General features: G+C 59.8%; 13 protein-coding genes and 1 pseudogene. 3 read left to right on the top strand and 11 right to left on the bottom strand.

Annotation, left to right across the window (positions count from 1 at the left end; genetic code table 11):
* Positions 1-74 precede the first annotated feature (74 nt).
* Together IPJ12_11025 and IPJ12_11020 are read left to right on the top strand one after the other, a co-directional pair.
* Positions 75-1,335: pseudogene (locus tag IPJ12_11025) on the top strand (helix-turn-helix domain-containing protein).
* Between the two features lie 726 nt (positions 1,336-2,061).
* Positions 2,062-2,658: a GGDEF domain-containing protein gene (locus IPJ12_11020; GenBank protein MBK7647676.1), complete on the top strand. Its 597-nt coding sequence runs from the start codon at positions 2,062-2,064 to the stop codon at positions 2,656-2,658.
* Positions 2,659-2,676: 18 nt separating this feature from the next.
* On the opposite strand, the gene IPJ12_11015 is transcribed toward IPJ12_11020, so the two are convergent.
* Positions 2,677-4,317, bottom strand: coding sequence for a 2,3-bisphosphoglycerate-independent phosphoglycerate mutase (locus tag IPJ12_11015; GenBank protein MBK7647675.1), 1,641 nt, complete (start codon positions 4,315-4,317; stop codon positions 2,677-2,679).
* Here IPJ12_11015 and clpX point away from each other — a divergent pair.
* Positions 4,316-5,386, top strand: coding sequence for an ATP-dependent Clp protease ATP-binding subunit ClpX (gene clpX / locus IPJ12_11010; protein ID MBK7647674.1), 1,071 nt, complete (start codon positions 4,316-4,318; stop codon positions 5,384-5,386). The two genes, IPJ12_11015 and clpX, sit on opposite strands and share 2 nt — an antisense overlap.
* 65 nt (positions 5,387-5,451) lie before the next feature.
* Here clpX and IPJ12_11005 read toward each other — a convergent pair whose 3' ends face one another.
* The 10 genes from IPJ12_11005 to IPJ12_10960 form a co-directional block, all read right to left on the bottom strand.
* On the bottom strand, positions 5,452-6,021 hold the full coding sequence (locus tag IPJ12_11005; GenBank protein MBK7647673.1) for a hypothetical protein: 570 nt from the start codon (positions 6,019-6,021) through the stop codon (positions 5,452-5,454).
* 139 nt (positions 6,022-6,160) lie between these two features.
* Positions 6,161-7,516: a porin gene (locus tag IPJ12_11000; GenBank protein ID MBK7647672.1), complete on the bottom strand. Its 1,356-nt coding sequence runs from the start codon at positions 7,514-7,516 to the stop codon at positions 6,161-6,163.
* Between the two features lie 242 nt (positions 7,517-7,758).
* Positions 7,759-9,528, bottom strand: a complete 1,770-nt coding sequence (locus IPJ12_10995) for an acyl-CoA dehydrogenase C-terminal domain-containing protein (GenBank protein MBK7647671.1) — start codon at positions 9,526-9,528, stop codon at positions 7,759-7,761.
* A 10-nt stretch (positions 9,529-9,538) separates the two neighbouring features.
* A complete protein-coding gene (locus tag IPJ12_10990; protein MBK7647670.1) occupies positions 9,539-10,738 on the bottom strand; it encodes an acetyl-CoA C-acyltransferase in 1,200 nt (399 codons plus the stop codon).
* Positions 10,739-10,755: 17 nt separating this feature from the next.
* On the bottom strand, positions 10,756-13,152 hold the full coding sequence (locus IPJ12_10985) for a 3-hydroxyacyl-CoA dehydrogenase/enoyl-CoA hydratase family protein (GenBank protein MBK7647669.1): 2,397 nt from the start codon (positions 13,150-13,152) through the stop codon (positions 10,756-10,758).
* 24 nt (positions 13,153-13,176) lie between these two features.
* A complete protein-coding gene (locus tag IPJ12_10980) occupies positions 13,177-14,814 on the bottom strand; it encodes a fatty acid--CoA ligase (GenBank protein MBK7647668.1) in 1,638 nt (545 codons plus the stop codon).
* A 122-nt stretch (positions 14,815-14,936) separates the two neighbouring features.
* On the bottom strand, positions 14,937-15,569 hold the full coding sequence (locus tag IPJ12_10975) for a response regulator transcription factor (GenBank protein MBK7647667.1): 633 nt from the start codon (positions 15,567-15,569) through the stop codon (positions 14,937-14,939).
* Positions 15,566-16,603: a PAS domain S-box protein gene (locus IPJ12_10970; protein ID MBK7647666.1), complete on the bottom strand. Its 1,038-nt coding sequence runs from the start codon at positions 16,601-16,603 to the stop codon at positions 15,566-15,568. The genes IPJ12_10975 and IPJ12_10970 overlap by 4 nt, the downstream gene beginning before the upstream one ends.
* 95 nt (positions 16,604-16,698) lie before the next feature.
* Positions 16,699-18,372 (bottom strand): cation acetate symporter, encoded by a 1,674-nt coding sequence (locus IPJ12_10965; protein MBK7647665.1) that lies wholly within the window; start codon positions 18,370-18,372, stop codon positions 16,699-16,701.
* Positions 18,369-18,683, bottom strand: coding sequence for a DUF485 domain-containing protein (locus IPJ12_10960; GenBank protein MBK7647664.1), 315 nt, complete (start codon positions 18,681-18,683; stop codon positions 18,369-18,371). Before IPJ12_10960 ends, IPJ12_10965 begins: the two co-directional genes overlap by 4 nt.
* Positions 18,684-18,693 lie beyond the last annotated feature (10 nt).

Here is an 18,693-nt window from a genome sequence, read left to right as displayed (position 1 = left end):
CTATGCTAAATAGTTGTACGTTCTGGATATTGTTCTGGACATTTGCCTTGCGAATGTTTCACACGGAGGCCCATATGCAAACCAGCCTGATAGTCATAGACCACCCGAAGCAGAATCGCATTCTGGCGGCGCTTCCGGTGGAAGAATACGCACGCCTGCTCGACGATCTTGAACTCATCGCGCTTGAACTTGGCCATGTCCTTTATGAGCCAGGCGACAGCCTCAAGTACATCTATTTCCCGACAACGTGCATCGTTTCCCTGGTATTCACCACCAAGCGGCGCCTCGGCCGAACTCGCCATCGCTGGCAATGACGGACTGATCGGCACTCCGCTGGTGCTTGGCGGAGAAAGAACGAATCACCGGAGCGTCGTGCAAAGTGCCGGCAAAGCCTATCGAATCAAGGCTGACGTCATCCGCTGGGAACTCCATCAAGACGGCGTCTTGCGGCAACTTGCACTGCGCTACACTCAGGCACTGATGACGCAGATGGCGCAAAGCATCGTTTGCAACCGCCACCATACGGTAGATCAGCAACTGTGCCGCTGGCTGCTGCTCAGCCTCGACCGACTGCCCGGCAACCAGCTCAACATGACCCAGGAACTGATCGCCAACATGCTGGGCGTACGGCGCGAAGCGGTCACCGAAGCCGCCGGCAAACTGCAGGCGGCGGAGCTGATCCAGTACCGCCGGGGACGCATTACCGTCATCGACCGACCAGGCCTCGAAGTACGGGTTTGTGAATGCTACAAGGTCGTCAAGTCCGAGCTCGACCGCCTGTTTCTTGAAATCCCCCCTCCGCTGCCGCTCGCCCCCCGGGCGCGGCCCAGTCCCGCAACATTGCGGCGGCGGGCTGAAGCACGCCTGCAGCAAACGGACATAGCCGAATTAGCGGTACAGCCCAGGAATACCGAACATCTGGTGCACGAACTCCAGGTCCATCAGATCGAACTGGAAATGCACAACGAAGAACTTCGTATCGCCTACGACGAAGCCGATGCCTTGCGTGCGCGTTATGCCGACATCTATGACTTCGAGCCGATTAGCTACGTCACCATCGACCCCGAAGGCACCATCCTCGACGTTAATCTGGCCGGCGCCATCCTGCTCGGAATCAAGCGCTCGCAAAAAGGCCGCAAGCGCTTTGCCGCCGCCATCAAACCGGAATACTTGCCGATCTTTAATCAATTTCTCGCTGCTGCGCTCATCTCTCGCAACAAGGAAAGCTGCGAGATTGCGTTGCTACCCACCGGACAGCGCCCGGAAACCATGGTCAGGATAGACGCGGTTCACGATGAAGCCGAGCAGGAGTGCCGCATGGTCATCATCGATATTTCGGTGGAAAAGGCGGCCGAGAAAGCGATACTTGAGCGCAGCCAGTACCAGCGGGCTTTGCTGGACAATTTCCCGTTCAGCGTCTGGCTCAAGGACAAGGACAGCGCCTTTCTTGCGGTCAACACGCCTTTTGCCAAAAATTATGAATGCTCTACAGCCGAAGCGCTGGTTGGCAAGACTGATTTCGACATCACCTCCCGGGAAAACGCGGTATCCCGCCAAAATGAAGACCGTTCAGTACGGCAGGGAGGCACACCTCAACACACGGAAAAGATCGTTGAAATCGACGGGGAACAGCACTGCTTCGAGATTTACAACAGCCCGATCAGCATCGATGGGCAGTCAACCGGCACCATGGGCTTTGCTCGTGACGTGAGCGAGCGCCATTTCGCGATCGAAGCACTGAAGGAAAGTGAACAGCGCTTTCGGCGATTTATAGAAAACATCCCGCTCGGCATCTCCATCACCCAGGATGGCCAGATCAAATTCATCAACCCCAAAGGCGCTGATTTAATCGGTTATAACCCGGAGGACTGTATCGGCCGTGACTTTCTGTCACTCATCCATGAAGCAGACCACCCTGTTGCCAAAGAAGTTCACCGCCGGCGAATGGCAGGGGATACCTCAACGGCGCAATATGACGTGAGAATTCTCCACAAACAGGGTCACGCCATCCAATTTCGTGTCCGGGCCAGTGCGGTGGAATGGGAAGGCCGCATCGCCAACATGTCCATTTTCGAGGAAGTTACCGAGAGCCAATTTGCCCACGCCGAATTGCGACGACTGGCCACGACGGACTCCTTGACGGAACTGGCCAACCGGCGGCAATTCATGGAGCGGATGGCCGAAGCATTGTCCAGGTTTCATCGTGACCCAGAGCAGATCGCCTCCGTACTGATTCTCGACATCGACCACTTCAAGAACGTCAACGACACGCACGGGCATGCGACCGGTGATGCTGCGCTCTGTCTGTTTTCATCGCTGCTGCGCGACGAACTACGCCGAGAGGATACCGCTGCCCGTATCGGTGGCGATGAATTTGCCATCCTGCTTCCAGGATCCGATCTGCACTCGGCTACCACTTTTGCTGAGCGCCTGCGTGAAAAAATTGCCGAAACTACGGTTTCGATGGGGAACGGCAAACTTGCCATCGCCGTCAGCATCGGCATTGCTGCCCTCAATGCAACCGATACGACAACTGACCAAGCCCTCGCTCGCGCCGACGCAGCGCTTTACAGTGCCAAGTCTGCGGGTCGCAACCGGACTGAAGTCGCAACCAACATAAGCAGCAAGGCCGACACCGGGCGCCATGAAAGCGTTTAGGCGTCTGACCAGAACGGCTTAGCGAATTTCCAGCACGCTGTCATCCCAAGCGGCGTGCTTTTCCAGCCCGAGCAGATTGGCAACAGTTGCCGCGATGTTCGAGAGGCCGGCCGTGTCGGTCTGCTTCAGGCCCAGTTTGCCGCCGCTGGCATTGTCGTAAAGGATCAACGGAACCGGGTTCAGCGTATGCGCCGTCTTGGCCTTGAACGATCCGTCCTTGTTCAGCGCTGGCTGCTTGGTCTTTTTATCCAGCTCGAACATTTCGTCCGCATTGCCGTGGTCAGCCGTGATCAGCGCCACGCCGCCCGCCGCATCGACGGCCTGCAGCACGCGGGCCAGCGACAGGTCTACCGCCTCGACGGCCAGTGTCGCCGCGTAGAAGTTACCGGTGTGGCCAACCATGTCGCCATTGGCGAAATTGCAGCGTAGCGTCCTGTATTGGCCGGACTGGATGGCGGCGATCATCGCATCGGCGATTTCGGCCGCCTTCATCCACGGGCGCTGCTCGAAAGGAACGACGTCGCTTGGTACTTCCTGCCAGGTTTCGCCCTCGAACTTGCCGGAGCGATTGCCATTCCAGAAATAGGTGACGTGGCCGAATTTTTGCGTTTCCGAGCAGGCGAACTGGGCGATGCCGGATTTGCTGAACCATTCACCGGTGGTGTCCTTGATCGCCGGCGGGGCAACGAGGAAGCGGGCCGGCAGCTTCAAGTCGCCGTCGTATTGCAGCATGCCGGCGTAGGTCACTTTCGGGGCGCGGACGCGGTCGAACTTGTCGAAATTAGCCTCTTCGAAGGCGCGGGTGATTTCAATGGCCCGGTCGCCGCGGAAGTTGAAGAAGACCACCGAATCGCCATCCTCGATGGTGCCGATGGCCTTGCCGTTATCAGCAATGACAAATTCCGGCAGATCCTGGTCGATGGTGCCCGGATGCTGCTCGCGCAGGCCGTTGACGGCTGCGGTCGCATTCGGGAACTGCGTACCTTGACCGAGCACATGGGTCTTCCAGCCCTTCTCCACCATCGGCCAGTTGGCATCGTAGCGGTCCATCGTAATGAACTGGCGGCCACCACCCGAGGCGATACGGGCATCGAAGCCGTCGGTACTGACGTCAGCGAGGAAGGCTTCGAACGGAATTACATACTCAAGCGCGCTGGTCTCCGGCACATCGCGACCGTCAAGCAAGGCGTGGACGCGCACGGTCTTGATGCCTTCGGCCTTGGCCTGAACGACCATGGCCTTGAGATGATCGATATGACTATGCACATTGCCATCAGAGAAAAGGCCGAGGAAATGGATGACGCTACGGCCATCCTTGGCGCCAGCGATGATCTGGTGCCACGCCTCCCCCTGCCAGATCGCGCCAGAGGCAATTGCGTCAGCAACCAGCGACGCGCCCTGGCTATAAATCTGGCCAGCCCCAATGGCGTTATGCCCCACTTCCGAATTGCCCATGTCGTCGTCGGACGGCATGCCGACGGCGGTGCCATGGGCGCGCAGGCGGATATTCGGGTAGTTGGCGAACAGGCGATCCAGCGTCGGCTTCTTCGCAGCGGCGATGGCGCTGCCGACGTCGGTCTTGGGCAAGCCGTAGCCGTCCATCACGATAATGACGACAGGGCCTTGAATTCCTTGGAAATTGGTGAGCTTCTGCAGCATGATGGGTTCCGGCAGCGAGGGAAAAGCAGTATTTTACCTTTCGCACCGCCCAAAACCCATGGAAAACCCGATGTCAGCCCAGCTCAAACCCAGTGAAATCGTCCGCCTGCTCTCCGAACATGTGATCGGACAGGAAGAGGCCAAACGCACGCTGGCCGTCGCCATCTACGGGCACTTCCGGCGCATGGCGGCAAACGCTATGGAAGACAGCGTCGAACTGACTAAAAGCAACATCCTGCTCATCGGACCGACCGGCACCGGCAAAACGCTGCTCTGCGAAACGCTGGCCCGGATACTCAACGTTCCATTTGTGACCGCCGACGCCACGTCACTGGCCCAGACGCAATTCGTCGGCGACGAGATCGAGGCCATCCTGCATCGTCTGCTCGACCGTGCCAACGGCGAGATTGAGCGCGCCCAGCGCGGCATTGTCTTCGTCGATGAAGTCGACAAGCTCAAGGCCGTCGGCGGCGAAGCACGCGCCACCTCGGGCGAAAGCGTGCAGCACGCGCTGCTCAAGATCATGGAAGGTGCGCCGGTGCGGCTCAAGGACGGCCGGCATATCGATACGACGAACATCCTCTTTATCTGCGGTGGCGCCTTCGTCGAACTTGACCGCATCCTGACCAAGACACAAACCTTCGGCTTCATTTCGACCACCGGCGGCGATGATCAGAAAATCCTCGAACGCCTGAATGCCCGCATCAAGCCGACCGACCTGCTCGAATTCGGCCTGATCCCCGAATTCGCCGGCCGCCTGCCCATTGTCACCCGCCTGCACGACCTGACGCAGGACATGCTGATCCGCATCCTGACCGAGCCGAAGAACGCCATCTACCGCCAGTTCCGCGCCATGCTGGCAGCCGACGGCGTCGACCTTCAGATCGACCCCACCGTCTTTCGCCAGATGGCCGAGCTGGCCATCGAATACAAGGCCGGGGCGCGCAGCTTGCGGGGCATCTTCGAAGAGATGATGACCGACGTGATGTACGCCGTGCCGGACAATCCGGCTATTCGGCGGGTGGTGATTCGCTCGCTGTTCGAGCGGGCAGAAATTTCCACTGTTTAGGCGGCAAGCACCGATTCCACGGTCAACCGGAAAAAATGCCCAAAATTGAAATTTCCTGATGACGATTATTCAGGCACCTGACCCCGCGCCCTGATTTCAGACTTTTTATGCATGGGCGGGAAAACATCCTTCTCGAACCAGCGATGAAAACGCTGCGCCCGCTCATCAAATTTGTGGGCGCGATGATTCAGCCATGCCAGCACCGCCGCCTCGCCAAACCACCAGTCGCCGCGCTCATCCTGAAAAAACCCGTGCTCGCCATAAGCAATGCACATGCGCCGCCGGGTCTGCTCATCCGGACGCTCGCGCATGATATTAAAGACATCCTTGGCCATCACCCGGCACTGATCCACATCCCACTCAACCCTCACCTGCAGGTCATTGAACGCGTGGTAGCTGCCATTAAACTCTTGCAGCGCCAGCCAGCGAAAGCCGCGATAACCCGCCGAGCCGTGGTTGAGAATGAGGCGAGCCACTAAACCACCCAGAATCGGCACGCAGACGACAAAGCCAATCAGCCGACCGAAGAGGAAAGAGGCCACGACGAAACAGATCGCAAGGGATAACACGGCCAGCCCGTAGGTCAGCCAGCGTGAGTTCCGATCATGTGGGTCAGCAGGCGAAAATATGGCCATCAGGTTTGAGCTGGTTAACCGCGCAGGGTTTGTTGCAAATATCAGCGAGAAAGTCGCCGCTACGCCAACGGCAAGGATTATACGAAGCAGCACGAAAAAAAGGGCCCGAAGGCCCAAAGACGCAAGGAAAAACAGTCGTTTAGAACGAGAAATTCAAACCGGCCATATAGCCCTCCGGATCAAACCCCGGCGTGAGCACATTACCCACCAAATTACCGCCATCGGCCAGGCTGTACCTCGCATTCTGGCTGTTCAGCATCTTGCCCCACGATGCGTAGAGTTTGGTGTTCGGGTAGAGGTCATAGGCATAGCCCAGACCGATCAACTTGGCATCTCGGTTGAGCGGCGAGCGATCGTTGAAATTGGTATAGCTCGAATAAATTTTGTGGCTGCCGATGGGCACTGAGGCACTGACGCTCCAGCCTGACGATTTGGACAAGGACTTCGTCACGCTCTCATAGTTGCCACCGGATATCTTGCCGCCAACTGCCGTAGCGTGAACTTTCACGACGCCAAAGTCATAGTTTGCCGCGACTTGCCAACCCGTTTTTCTGGCCAAACCGATTTCACCCGCCGACTCAAAGCTCGCGTTGTAAATATTCCAGCCGGTGACTGCGGCGTTGAATGCACCGTTCTTGTAGAACAATGCAAGATCGTAACCTTGGCCAGCCTTGTCGTTGGTCTTGGTCGTCCCGGAAACCACCGTATCGCTGAGTACATTGTTTTCGCTGCCTGTCGTATAAGTCAGATGGCCAGTAAAGCCGTAGAGATTCGGCGTCAGGTAGACCATCGAATTATTCACCCGGGTAGGCATGCCGGCCACCGGCAAAATGGAACCCGAATACCCGTAAAACCCGACCCCCATCGCGTTGCCGGTCACGGCTGCGGCAAGATAGGAACCGGCATATTGACGGCCAATCGTTACCGAGCCATATCGGCCCGACGCCAAGCCAGCGTAAACCTGACGGGAAAACAGTTGTGACCCCGTGCCCAATTGCCCGCCGGACGAAGCCGCTGAATTGTTGATGCCAGGCACCACACTGGCATTACCGGTATTACCGGTATCCAGCAAAACGCCTGCCTCCGCCAAACCAAGCACTTTCAGATCGCCACCAAGCGAACGCTCGCCCTTGACACCGATACGGGAAGACGCAAGCCCGCCAGAACCAAAACTTGCTTTATGGCCGGCGCCACTATTCATGCTGGAGACATTGACGTCTGCGACCCCGTATACCGAAATTCCTGACGTGTTTGCTTCGGCGGCCGGCGGCGCTTTGGCAACCGTTTGCGCTTCCATTTTTGCGTTGATCTGCTTCTGCCCCTCCTGTGCCGCAAGCAGCTTCCCGATGAGTTGCTTCTGTTCCGCCAACTCCCGCTTCAACGCCTCTATCTCGGCGTCGGCCAGTACCGGCATCGCGGCCAAACAGCCAAATGTTGCGGACAGCACCTGGACCAAAATTCGCTGGCGACTGCTCAGAAAAATTCCATCTTTCATTTTTACTCCTCCTTATAAGGCTTTTAATTAATTTGGCCACCGTGGCCAGCCCTTAAGCCGTCATCAAGCGATGACTGCCCGGGCTTTTTCTTCAAAACTTGCTGCTCACCAATTTTTGCGGCGTCAGGCGCCCGACCGTTGCCGGATCAAGGGCATCGGTAGCTCGACTACATTTGCGGGAGAGAAAGCCTGAGTGATTCGGTTGCTATCGCAACCAAAGCCTCAAAGCCTCCTTTGGATGCTCAAGTCATAGCCATGCAGGCCAAGGCTGTCGCGGCAAGCGCCCCGGCCTGCGGCAGCAGGTGATCGGCAAAAAAGCGCGCACTGTGAGTTTTGCCGTTCAGGAAATCGGTGGCCTTATCACCACCTGCCAGGCGCTTGCCAGCGGCTAGCGCTGCGCGCCCCATCATCCAGCCGTTGCTGACGGTTGCAGCCAGACTCAAATAAGGCACCGCTGCGGTCAACACCCCTTCGGGCTGGTTTTCGACCACCAGCAGCAAGCGTTCGGTCACCTGGCGCCACTGCGCCAGGCCTTCCTGCAAACGCTGGCCAACCAGCTGCAAGGAGGGCGCCGAGTCCTGCTGCAACGCCGCGACCGTCGAATCAATTTCGACAAACAAACGTTGTGCCGTCGCCCCGCCATCACGCAGCAGCTTGCGGAAGATCAGGTCGTTGGCCTGAATGCCGGTGGTGCCTTCGTAGATCGTGGTGATCCGGGCATCACGCCAGAACTGTGCCGCACCGGTTTCTTCGATGAAGCCCATGCCCCCATGAATCTGGATCCCCAGCGAGGTGACATCGATGCCCATCTCGGTGCTGCCACCTTTGACCAGCGGAATCAGGAATTCAGCCATGAACAACTGCTGCTGGCGAACGCCGGCATCGGTTTCTGCATGCGCCCGATCGAGCAGGCCGGCCGTGTAATAGGCCAATGCCCGCGCCGCCTCGACCCGGGTTCTCATCAGCATCAACATGCGTTTGACGTCGGGATGGCGGTCGATGGTCACCAGGGCCTCGCCGGTCACCGCATCACGCCCCTGCTTGCGCTCGGCGGCATAAGCCAGCGCGTGCTGATAGGCCCGTTCACCCAGCGCCACGCCTTGCAGGCCGACGCCGTGGCGCGCTTCATTCATCATCACGAACATGTATTCCAGACCGCGATTGGCCTTGCCAAGCAGATGGCCAACAGCTCCGCCCTGCTCGCCGAAGGCCATGACGCAGGTCGGGCTGCCGTGGATGCCCAGTTTGTGCTCGATCGATGCACAAGCCACATCGTTTTGCGCACCGAGCGAACCATCGGCATTGACCAGATATTTGGGCACCAGGAACAGCGAAATCCCCTTCACCCCGGCCGGCGCATCGGGCAGGCGGGCCAGCACGAGATGGATGATGTTCTCAGCCATGTCGTGCTCGCCGTAGCTGATGAAAATCTTCTGGCCAAAGATGCGGTAGGTGCCATCGGCCTGCGGCTCGGCCCGACTGCGCAGCAGCGCGAGGTCGGAACCCGCCTGCGGCTCGGTCAGGTTCATCGTCCCCGTCCATTCGCCGCTGATCATTTTGGCCAGATAGGTCTCGATCAACTCGCCGCTGGCGCAGGTCATCAAGGCTTCAATAGCACCAGTCGTCAGCAGCGGACAGACCGAGAAAGCCAGATTGGCCGAACAGACCATTTCCTTGACGGCGACGGCCAGCGCACCGGGCAAGCCCTGCCCGCCAAAGGCCGGGGAACACGCAATGCCGTTCCAGCCGCCTGCGCAATACTGGCGATAGGCTTCCTTCCAGCCTGGCGGCGTGCTCACCGCGCCGTCCTGCCAGCGGCATCCTTCACGGTCGCCGACGGCATTCAGCGGGGCCAGCACTTCACCGGTGAATTTCGCCGCTTCTTCGAGAATGGCGTCGGCCATGTCGGGCGTTGCCTCCTCGAAACCGGGCAGGCGGGCAATGTCGGGCAGATTGGCCAGCTCGTCCATGACGAAACGCATGTCTTCAATCGGGGCGCGGTAGTCGCTCATGGTCGCCCCCTCACAGCCGCTCGAAGATGCCGGCGGCACCCATGCCGGTACCGATGCACATGCTGATCATGCCGTACTTGCCGCCGACTCGCTGCATGCCATGGACCAGCGTGGCGGTGCGGATGGCACCGGTCGCGCCGAGCGGATGGCCAAGAGCAATGGCACCGCCGAGGGGATTGATCTTGCTCGGGTCAAGCTGCAAGTCATGCATGACGGCCATGGCCTGCGCGGCGAAGGCTTCGTTGAGTTCAATCCAGTCAAGTTGCTGTTGCGTGATGCCGGCCTGTTGCAAGGCTTTGGGAATGGCAAGCACCGGGCCGATGCCCATGATTTCGGGCGGCACGCCGGCCACCGCAAAGCTGCAGAAGCGGGCGAGCGGCGTCAGATTGAATTGCTTGAGAATTTTCTCGGAGACGAGCAGTACTGCAGCAGCGCCATCCGACATCTGCGAGGCGTTCCCGGCCGTCACCGTGCCCTTGGCGTGGAAAACCGGCTTCAGCTTGCCCAGGCCTTCGGCCGTGACATCGGCACGCGCCCCTTCATCGTTCTCGGTCAGGCGCTGGCGAATCTTGACCTGCCCCGTTTTAAGATCGGGCAGATGTTCGCTGACCGCATACGGCGTGATTTCTGCCTTGAAATGGCCGGCGGCAATCGCCGCACAGGCGCGGCGGTGCGATTCGGCAGCAAAGGCATCCTGTGCCTCGCGACTGATCTGCCACTGCTGGGCAACCTTTTCGGCGGTCAGTCCCATGCCGAAGGCGATACCGCGCTGCTCGTCGCCACCGAAGACGGCCGGATTGATCACCACCTTGTTGCCCATCATGTTGGTCATCACTGTCATCGACTCGGTGCCGGCGGCGATCATCACGTCGGCCTGGCCAAGGCGAATCTGGTTGGCCGCATCAGCCACGGCCTGCAGGCCGGACGAACAGAAGCGGTTGATGGTGATGCCCGGCACACTGTTCGGCAGGCCAGCCAGCAGCACGCCGATGCGGGCGACGTTCATGCCCTGCTCGGCCTCCGGCATGGCACAACCGACGATGACATCGCCGATCAGGGCCGGGTCCAGCCCCGGTGCCTGCGCCATGACGCTTTTGAGGACGTGCGCCAGCAGGTCGTCCGGTCGTACGTTGCGATACATGCCCTTGCGTTTGGCGACCGGCGTACGGGTCACGGCGACGATATAGGCGTCTTGAATCTGTTTGCTCATGGTTGTTCTCCGCCGTCTCAGTTACGCAGGGGTTTGCCGGTGTCCAGCATGTGCTTGATGCGCGTCTGGGTTTCCGGGGTTTTGAGGAGTTCGAGGAATTGCTGGCGTTCAACCGCCAGTAGCCAGGCCTCATCGACCAGGCTGCCGTATTCAACCTCACCGCCACACAAGGCGACCGCGACGGCACGGGAAACACGATAGTCGTGGACCGAAATCATGCCGCCTTCGCGCATGTTGATCAGCGTCATTTCCATCGTCGCAATGCCGGTTCGACCCGCGACCGGTATGCCACGCGCCGGAACCGGCGGGACATAACCGGCATCGGCCAGCAGGCGGGCCTCCTTGAGGGCGACGAAGAGGAGTTCGCGGGCATTGAACAAAATCGTGTCGCCGGCCTTGGCGAAGCCAAGATCGATCGCCTCATGTGCACTCTTGCTCGTCTTGCCCATGGCCACGGTCATGAAGGTTGGCGACAGGTTGCCGAGCACTTCGCCCGAAGTGCCAGACTGTGCCGCCCAGCGGGCCGCGCGCAGCGCCAGCTCCTTGCAGCCGCCACCCGCCGGGATCAGGCCGACGCCGACTTCGACCAGACCGAGGTAGCTTTCCAGCGCCATTACACGCTTTGCGGCGTGCATGGCGAATTCGCAGCCACCACCCAGTGCCATGCCCTGCACGGCCGCCACGACCGGCAACTGTGCGTACTTGACCGCCATCGTCGCCTGCTGGAACCTGCCGACCGTCTGTTCGAGCCGCTCGAAATCGCCAGCAGCGTAGGCATCACTGATCTGCTTGAGATTGGCGCCGACGGCAAACGGTGCGTCGTGCCAGATGACCAGGCCATCGAGACTGCCTGCCGCCTGTTTCAGCGCAGCCAGCACGCCGTCGAGCACCTCGTCACCAATGGCGTGCATTTTCGATTTGAAGGAAATGATGCCGATGCCGGCATCAACCGCCGGCAGAGACCACAGCCGGACTCCGTCATTCTCGAACAGGGTTTTGCCGCTGTTCTCCGGCTGGGCCAGGGTTTCACCCAGCAACATTTCCGGGAAGAGCTGGCGGCCATAGACCGGCAGTGTTGAGCGCGGCACATTGGCCTGGCGGCTGGCCGACCAGGAACCGGCGGCGCCATGCACGCCACTGCGCCCCTTGGTCATCACCCAGGCCGGCAGCGGCACGCTGCTCATGGCCTTGCCGGCGGCGATATCAGCGGCAATCGCCTGCGCCGTTTCGGCCCAGCCAGCGGCTTGCCACAATTCGAACGGCCCCTGCGCCCAGCCGAAGCCCCAGCGCAGGGCGAAATCGACATCGCGGGCATTGTCTGCGACGTTTTCCAGCTGCACGGCGCAGTAGTGGAACAGGTCACGGAAGATGGACCACAGGAATTGCGCCTGCGGATGGTGCGAGGTGCGCAAGGCGCTCAGGCGGGCCGCCGGGTCGCTCATCTTGAGCATGGCGTCGACTTCCGGCGCCAGACCGTCATCGCTGTCGCGGTAATCGCCGCTGGCCGGATCGAAGACCTGAATGGCCTTGCCCTGCTTGCGGAAGATGCCACCCCTGGTTTTCTGGCCGAGCGCGCCTTTGGCGATCAGGCCATCGAACCAGGCCGGAACATTGAAGTAGCCATGCCAGGGATCATCCGGCAGCGTGTCGCGCATGGTCTTGACGACGTGGGCCAGCGTATCCAGGCCGACGACATCGCCGGTGCGATAGGTCGCGCTCTTCGGGCGACCTATTTTTGGGCCGGTCAGGCCGTCGACCGTATCGAGACCGAGACCGAAGGCTGCGGTGTGGTGCATGACCGCCAGAATGGAGAAGACGCCAATCCGGTTGGCCACAAAGTTGGGCGTATCGAGCGCCCGGACGACACCCTTGCCGAGGCGCGAAGTCAGCCAGGTTTCGAGCCCGTCGAGCGTCGCCGGGTCGGTGCCGCGGGTAGCGATGATTTCGACCAGCGGCATGTAGCGCGGTGGGTTGAAGAAGTGGATGCCGCAGAAGTTCGGGCGCAACGCCTCGGGCAAGCCTTCTGCCAAGGCATTGATCGACAGGCCGGAGGTATTGGAGGCGATCACTGCGGTCGACGGCAAAAACGGGGCAATTTTCGAATAAAGATCGTTCTTCCAGTCCATCCGTTCGGCGATGGCTTCGATGATCAGATCGCAGCCAGAGAGCAGTTCCAGATGTTCCTCGTAGTTGGCGGCGTCGATGTATTGCAGCTTGTCACGCGTCACCAGCGGCGACGGTTGCAGACGCTTCAGGCTGTCGAGGGCCTTTTTGACGATGCCGTTCTTGTCGCCCTCTTTGGCCGGCAGGTCGAACAGCACCACCGGCACGTTGGCGTTGGCGAGGTGGGCGGCAATCTGCGCACCCATGACCCCGGCGCCAAGTACCGCCGCTTTATTGACCACTAATTTCATTGCTGAATCTCCTGAATCACGTTATCAGGCCAGTTGCTCGCGCATGGCCTTCTTGTTGAGCTTGCCGACACTGGTCCGGGCCAGACTGTCGACAAAGCGAACCTGGTCGGGGATGGCAAATTTGGAAATATGGCCTTCCTCGGCAAAGCGGTGGACGTGCTGCTTGATGTCCTCGATGCTGGCCGTGTGCTCTGCACGGAGGACGATCATGGCCATCGGGCGCTCGCCCCACTTGTCATCCTTGACGCCAATGACGGCGACTTCATTGACCGCCGGGTGCTGTGAAATGATGCTTTCCAGTTCGAGCGAGGAAACCCATTCACCGCCGGTCTTGATGACGTCCTTCAGGCGGTCGGTCACGGTCAACATGCCGCGCGGGTCGATGCTGCCGATGTCGCCGGTATGCAGGTAGCCGCCGGCCCACAGCTCTTCGGAGGCCGCCGGGTTATGCAGGTAGCCCTGGGTCAGCCACGGGGCGCGAACGACAATTTCGCCGGTCGCCTTGCCATCGCGCTCGACATCGAGCATCTCGGCGTCGACCGTGTGCAGGTCAACGAGCGGAATGGTGTAGCCGGTCTTGATGCGTTCGGCCGCCTGGGCATCGGCGTCCGGCAATTCGCCACGGACATGGGCAATGGTCAGGATTGGGCAGGTTTCCGACATGCCATAACCGGTGAAAACGTCCATTCCTCGGGCCAAAGCGGCCGCCGCCAGCCCCTTGGGGAAGGCCGCGCCGCCAATGATCATCTTGCAGCGCGACAGATCAACGCTCTCGCCGGCCTTGTTGCTCAACAGCATGTGCAGGATGGTCGGCACGCAATGGGCAAAAGTAACGCCTTCGCTAGCAATCAACTGCAACAGCATCTCCGGCGTATAGCGACCGGGATAGACCTGCTTCAAGCCGAGCATGGTCGCGACATAAGGCATGCCCCAGGCATGAACATGGAACATCGGCGTGATCGGCATATAGACGTCACTCCGATCCACCCTCCCCTGGCCGGCTGCCGTGCCCAGCGCCGTCGCCACGCCCAGCGAGTGCAGCACGAGTTGGCGATGGCTGAAATAGACGCCCTTCGGCAGACCGGTGGTACCGGTGGTGTAGAAGGTCGTGGCGCGGGTGTTTTCGTCGAAATCGGGGAAATCGTAACTGGCCGGTGCGGCGGCCAGCAAGGCTTCGTACTCGCCGGCGTAGGGCACCTTGAAACTGCTCATGGTTGCGCCGTCATCGGTGATCAGGATGAACTGTTTCACCGTTTCGAGCTGGTCCTTGATGATGGCCAAAATCGGGATGAATTCGACGTTGACCGCAACAATGTCAGCCTTGGCGTGATTCAGCGTGTAGAGGATCTGTTCCGGCGACAGGCGGACGTTAACGGTCTGCAGCACAGCGCCCATCATCGGTACGGCGAAGAAGGCTTCAAGGTAGCGATGGCTGTCCCAGTCCATCACCGCCACCGTATTGCCCGGGCCGATGCCGAGCCCGGAAAGTGCGTTGGCCAGACGGGAAATGCGCGCGAAAAACTGGCGATAGTTGCAGCGGTACTGATCGCGATAAACGATCTCCTGCTCACCTGCTGTCGCCCGCGCCGAATGTAGCAACTGCTTGATCAGCAGCGGGTAGGCATAGGCTGAGGGGGTCGTGGCGATTGGCTCAAACGACATGCTTGTCTCCTTGTTGTTGGTTTAGAACAAGGAGCCTAGGCCGGTTGCCGATCAATTCATGCCGGATAATTCCATCGTTGCTGTCAGAACTTTCTGATATTGAAATTGGATGACGATTTCACTCATTCCGCGATGCCGTGCTCCAGGCAATAGCGGACCAGATCGGCGTTGCAGTGCAATCCGAGCTTGGCCAGTACGCGACCGCGATAGGTACTGACCGTCTTGACGCTAAGGCTGAGCTCTTCGCCGATATCGGTCAGCGAGACCCCTTTGACGATCAGGCGCAGGATATGCCACTCCCGCTCGGTCAAACGTTTCCAGGCCGGCGTTGCTGTAACGTCACCCCTTTGCAGTAGCGTACCGGGGCCGATGCCGGGCGGCAGGTAATACCCCCCACCGGCAGCAATTCGGATGGCAGCCACCAGCTCGTCCGCATCCCGGTCCTTCGACAAATAACCGTGCGCCCCGGACTGCAGGGCGATGGACGCGTACTGGGCCTCTGGGTACATCGAGAGCATGATGACCGACTGGCTGGGCCAATCTGCATGAATGCGGCGCAGCGTATCCAGACCGCTGCGGCCACACATGTTGACGTCGAGCAAGACCAGACCGAATGGGCGCTGGCGCAGGCAATCGAGGGCTTCCTGGCCATTGGCCGCCTCGGCAACGATGCGCATGTCCGGTTCATCCGACAGCAGGCGGCGAACACCGCTTCGGAAAATGGCATGATCATCGGCCATCAGGATTTCGATCATATCGCGTCCTCCAGCGGTATCGCGACCCGGAGGCAAGCGCCCCCGGCCGTGCTGGGGTGAACTGACAACCGGCCACCGAACTCCCTGGCCCGTTCGGCCATGCTGATCAGCCCGATGCTCTTGCCGGTCGGCGTCGTGCTTGGCATGCCGCGGCCATTATCTTCGATGTCCATATGCAACCAGCCATCAGTGGCTCTAAGGCGCACGATCACGCGACTGGCGTGGGCATGACGGGCAATGTTGGTCAGCGCCTCCTGGCAGATCCGATAGACGGCTGTCTCGCGCGGCTGCGAGAGGCTCTCGGCAAAATCTTTGGCGTCCAGTTCGCAGTTGATCTCGGTCCGTTCGGCAAACTCGCGCAAGGCGCTTTGCAGGGCGGCGGCCAGATCAAGGTGGTCGAGCACGCCGGGGCGCAGGTGTTCGGAGATGGTTCGTACGGTATCGATGCTTTCCTGCACCAGTTGCGACAGATCGGCGGTGATCTCCTTGAGCTCGGGATCATCGATGCGGCGGTTGATCCGGTGGATGTCCAGTTTCATCGAGGTCAGCATGCCGCCAACCACATCGTGCAGTTCGCGGGCAATGCGCGCCCTTTGCTCTTCACGGGCGGTATTGATATAGGCGGCCAGTTCGCGCAGGCGTTCGCGCGACAGGCGCAACTCTTCCTGCTGCCGCAACTGCTCAGTGATATTGATGCCGACACCGACCACTGCCGGCCGGCCGCGATACAAGAGGTTGGAGCCGTGCACTTCAAGCTGCACAGCGTGGCCATCCCGGTGCTGCCCCGCCGTGGTGTAGCGGATACTCGGGACGGCACCACTGATGCGACGATGAAAATTGGCAACGGCTTCATCCTGCAAAGCCGGAATGACCGCTTCCCGCAGATGCATGCCGGTCATTTCCTCCGGCGTGTAGCCCAGCATCCCGGCGAAAGTCGCATTCACATACTGAAAGACTTCGTCCTGAATGACGTACATGCCGGCCAGGGATTGCTCGACGATGCCACGAAAGGGAATATCGATATCGGCATTCATACGACCTCCAAAAAAAGGGGCCCGAAGGCCCCGAAAAGAATGAGACGGCGGGCGCTGTTCTCCCGATATCTCACCCGCAGAGTTTCATATGGAGCTTAGTGAGCGTGGGCTCCCGAAGCACCCAGGCCGGTTTGGGCACGGATGTACTGCTCTTCGAAAGCTTCCTTTTCCTTGTCAGCACGGACGCTCTTGTCGGTAACCGACAGCAGCCAGGTAACAAAGAAGGCAAGCGTCATCGAAACGATGGCCGGGTGGTCGTACGGGAAGATGGCAGCCTTGTTGCCGAGAATCTTGACCCACACGGTCGGCGACAGGACAACCAGGCCGACCGACGAAACCAGACCGGCAATACCGCCCCACAGCGCGCCGCGGGTGGTCAGACCCTTCCAGTACATGGACAGGATCAGCATCGGGAAGTTGACCGAGGAAGCGACGCCGAAAGCGAGCGCAACCAGGAACAGCACGTTCTGGTCCTTGAAGGCGATGCCGAGCAGGATGGCGGTGATACCCAGACCGACGGAAGCGATACGGGTAACTTTCATTTCCTGCTGGCTGGTTGCCGTACCCTTCTTGATCACGCGGGCGTACAGGTCATGCGAGATGGCCGATGCGCCAGCCAGAGCCAGACCGGAAACCACGGCCAGGATGGTGGCGAAGGCAACTGCCGACAGGAAGCCGAGGAAGATGTCGCCGCCGACTGCCTTGGCCAGGTGCATGACCGGCATGTTGCCGCCGCCGATGACCTTGCCACCGAGTTGGCCGCCTTCGAAGAAGGCAGGATTGGTACCGACGATATAGATCGCACCGGCGCCGAGGATCATGGTCACCATGAAGAACAGGCCGATGAAGCCGGTTGCATAGAACACCGACTTGCGTGCTTCCTTGGCGTTCGGCACGGTGAAGAAGCGCATCATGATGTGCGGCAGGCCGGCAGTACCGAAGAGCAGACCCAGCGACAGCGAGAATGCGGAGATCGGATCAGCCATCAGCGAACCCGGAACCATCAGTTTCTCGCCCAGCTTGTGATTCTGGATTGCCTTGGTAAACAGGTTTTCCAGCGACCAGTCAAACTGCGCCAGGGTCAGCAGCATCAGGGTAATACCACCGCCAAGCAGCAGGCAGGCCTTGATGATCTGCACCCAAGTCGTTGCGGTCATGCCGCCGAAGGTCACGTAAACCATCATCAGGAGGCCGACGACGATCACAGCCGTGTTGTATTCCAGCCCGAACAGCAGCTGGATCAACTGGCCGGCACCAACCATCTGAACGATCAGGTAGAAGCAGACCACGGTCAGCGAACCGATGGCCGCGAAGGTGCGGATGCGGTTCTGGTCGAGACGATAGGAGGCGATGTCGGCAAATGTAAACTTGCCGAGGTTGCGCAGGCGTTCGGCCATCATGAACATGATGATCGGCCAGCCGATGAAGAAGCACACGGCGTAGATGAAACCGTCGTAGCCCTTGAAGTAGACCATCGAGGTCAGACCGAGCAGGGTCGCAGCCGACATGTAGTCGCCAGCGATGGCCAGGCCGTTCTGGAAGCCGGTAATGCCGCCGCCAGCCGTGTAGAAGTCAGCAGTAGACTTGTTCTTGCCAGCCGCCCACTTGGTGATGCCCAGGGTAGCAAGCACGAAAACCATGAACATGGCGATGGCGCTGACGTTGACCGGCTGCTTCTCGACGCCTTCGATGGCGCCACCAGCGGCAAAGACAGCAAACGAGATAGCGAGCAGGCTGCCAGCAATTAGTGCAGTGATCGAGCGCTTCATTTACGAGCCTCCTTGAGCATTTCTTCGGTAAGGCGGTCGAATTCGCCATTGGCGCGACTGATGTAAACACCTGTCAGCAGCCAGCTGCCGATAACGATCAGCGCAGCAATCGGCCAGCCGATGGTGATGACGCTGCCTTCACTGATCTTGGCGGCGAAAAGTTGCGGCTGTTGCGAAACCAGCAGCATGAAGCTGTAGTAAGGCACCAGAACGACGAGCGAAAGAATGATCGCAAAGCGCGTACGCTTGCCGACCAATTCGGCAAATTTCGGGTTGGCCCGAATTTTTTCCTGAATACTGGGTAGTGACATGACCCCTCCT

The organism is Betaproteobacteria bacterium (genome assembly GCA_016709965.1).
GTDB classification, from domain to species: domain Bacteria; phylum Pseudomonadota; class Gammaproteobacteria; order Burkholderiales; family Rhodocyclaceae; genus Azonexus; species Azonexus amarohabitans.
Note: the sequence above shows the minus strand (reverse complement) of the source record. Positions and strands in the feature narration are given on the sequence as shown.

Coding starts and splice junctions, on each gene's coding strand:
- IPJ12_11020 (MBK7647676.1), top strand. CDS start 2,062: ATGTCCATTTTCGAGGAAGTTACCGAGAGCCAATTTGCCCACGCCGAA.
- clpX (MBK7647674.1), top strand. CDS start 4,316: ATGATGGGTTCCGGCAGCGAGGGAAAAGCAGTATTTTACCTTTCGCAC.
- IPJ12_11015 (MBK7647675.1), bottom strand. CDS start 4,317: ATGCTGCAGAAGCTCACCAATTTCCAAGGAATTCAAGGCCCTGTCGTC.
- IPJ12_11005 (MBK7647673.1), bottom strand. CDS start 6,021: ATGGCCATATTTTCGCCTGCTGACCCACATGATCGGAACTCACGCTGG.
- IPJ12_11000 (MBK7647672.1), bottom strand. CDS start 7,516: ATGAAAGATGGAATTTTTCTGAGCAGTCGCCAGCGAATTTTGGTCCAG.
- IPJ12_10995 (MBK7647671.1), bottom strand. CDS start 9,528: ATGAGCGACTACCGCGCCCCGATTGAAGACATGCGTTTCGTCATGGAC.
- IPJ12_10990 (MBK7647670.1), bottom strand. CDS start 10,738: ATGAGCAAACAGATTCAAGACGCCTATATCGTCGCCGTGACCCGTACG.
- IPJ12_10985 (MBK7647669.1), bottom strand. CDS start 13,152: ATGAAATTAGTGGTCAATAAAGCGGCGGTACTTGGCGCCGGGGTCATG.
- IPJ12_10980 (MBK7647668.1), bottom strand. CDS start 14,814: ATGTCGTTTGAGCCAATCGCCACGACCCCCTCAGCCTATGCCTACCCG.
- IPJ12_10975 (MBK7647667.1), bottom strand. CDS start 15,569: ATGATCGAAATCCTGATGGCCGATGATCATGCCATTTTCCGAAGCGGT.
- IPJ12_10970 (MBK7647666.1), bottom strand. CDS start 16,603: ATGAATGCCGATATCGATATTCCCTTTCGTGGCATCGTCGAGCAATCC.
- IPJ12_10965 (MBK7647665.1), bottom strand. CDS start 18,372: ATGAAGCGCTCGATCACTGCACTAATTGCTGGCAGCCTGCTCGCTATC.
- IPJ12_10960 (MBK7647664.1), bottom strand. CDS start 18,683: ATGTCACTACCCAGTATTCAGGAAAAAATTCGGGCCAACCCGAAATTT.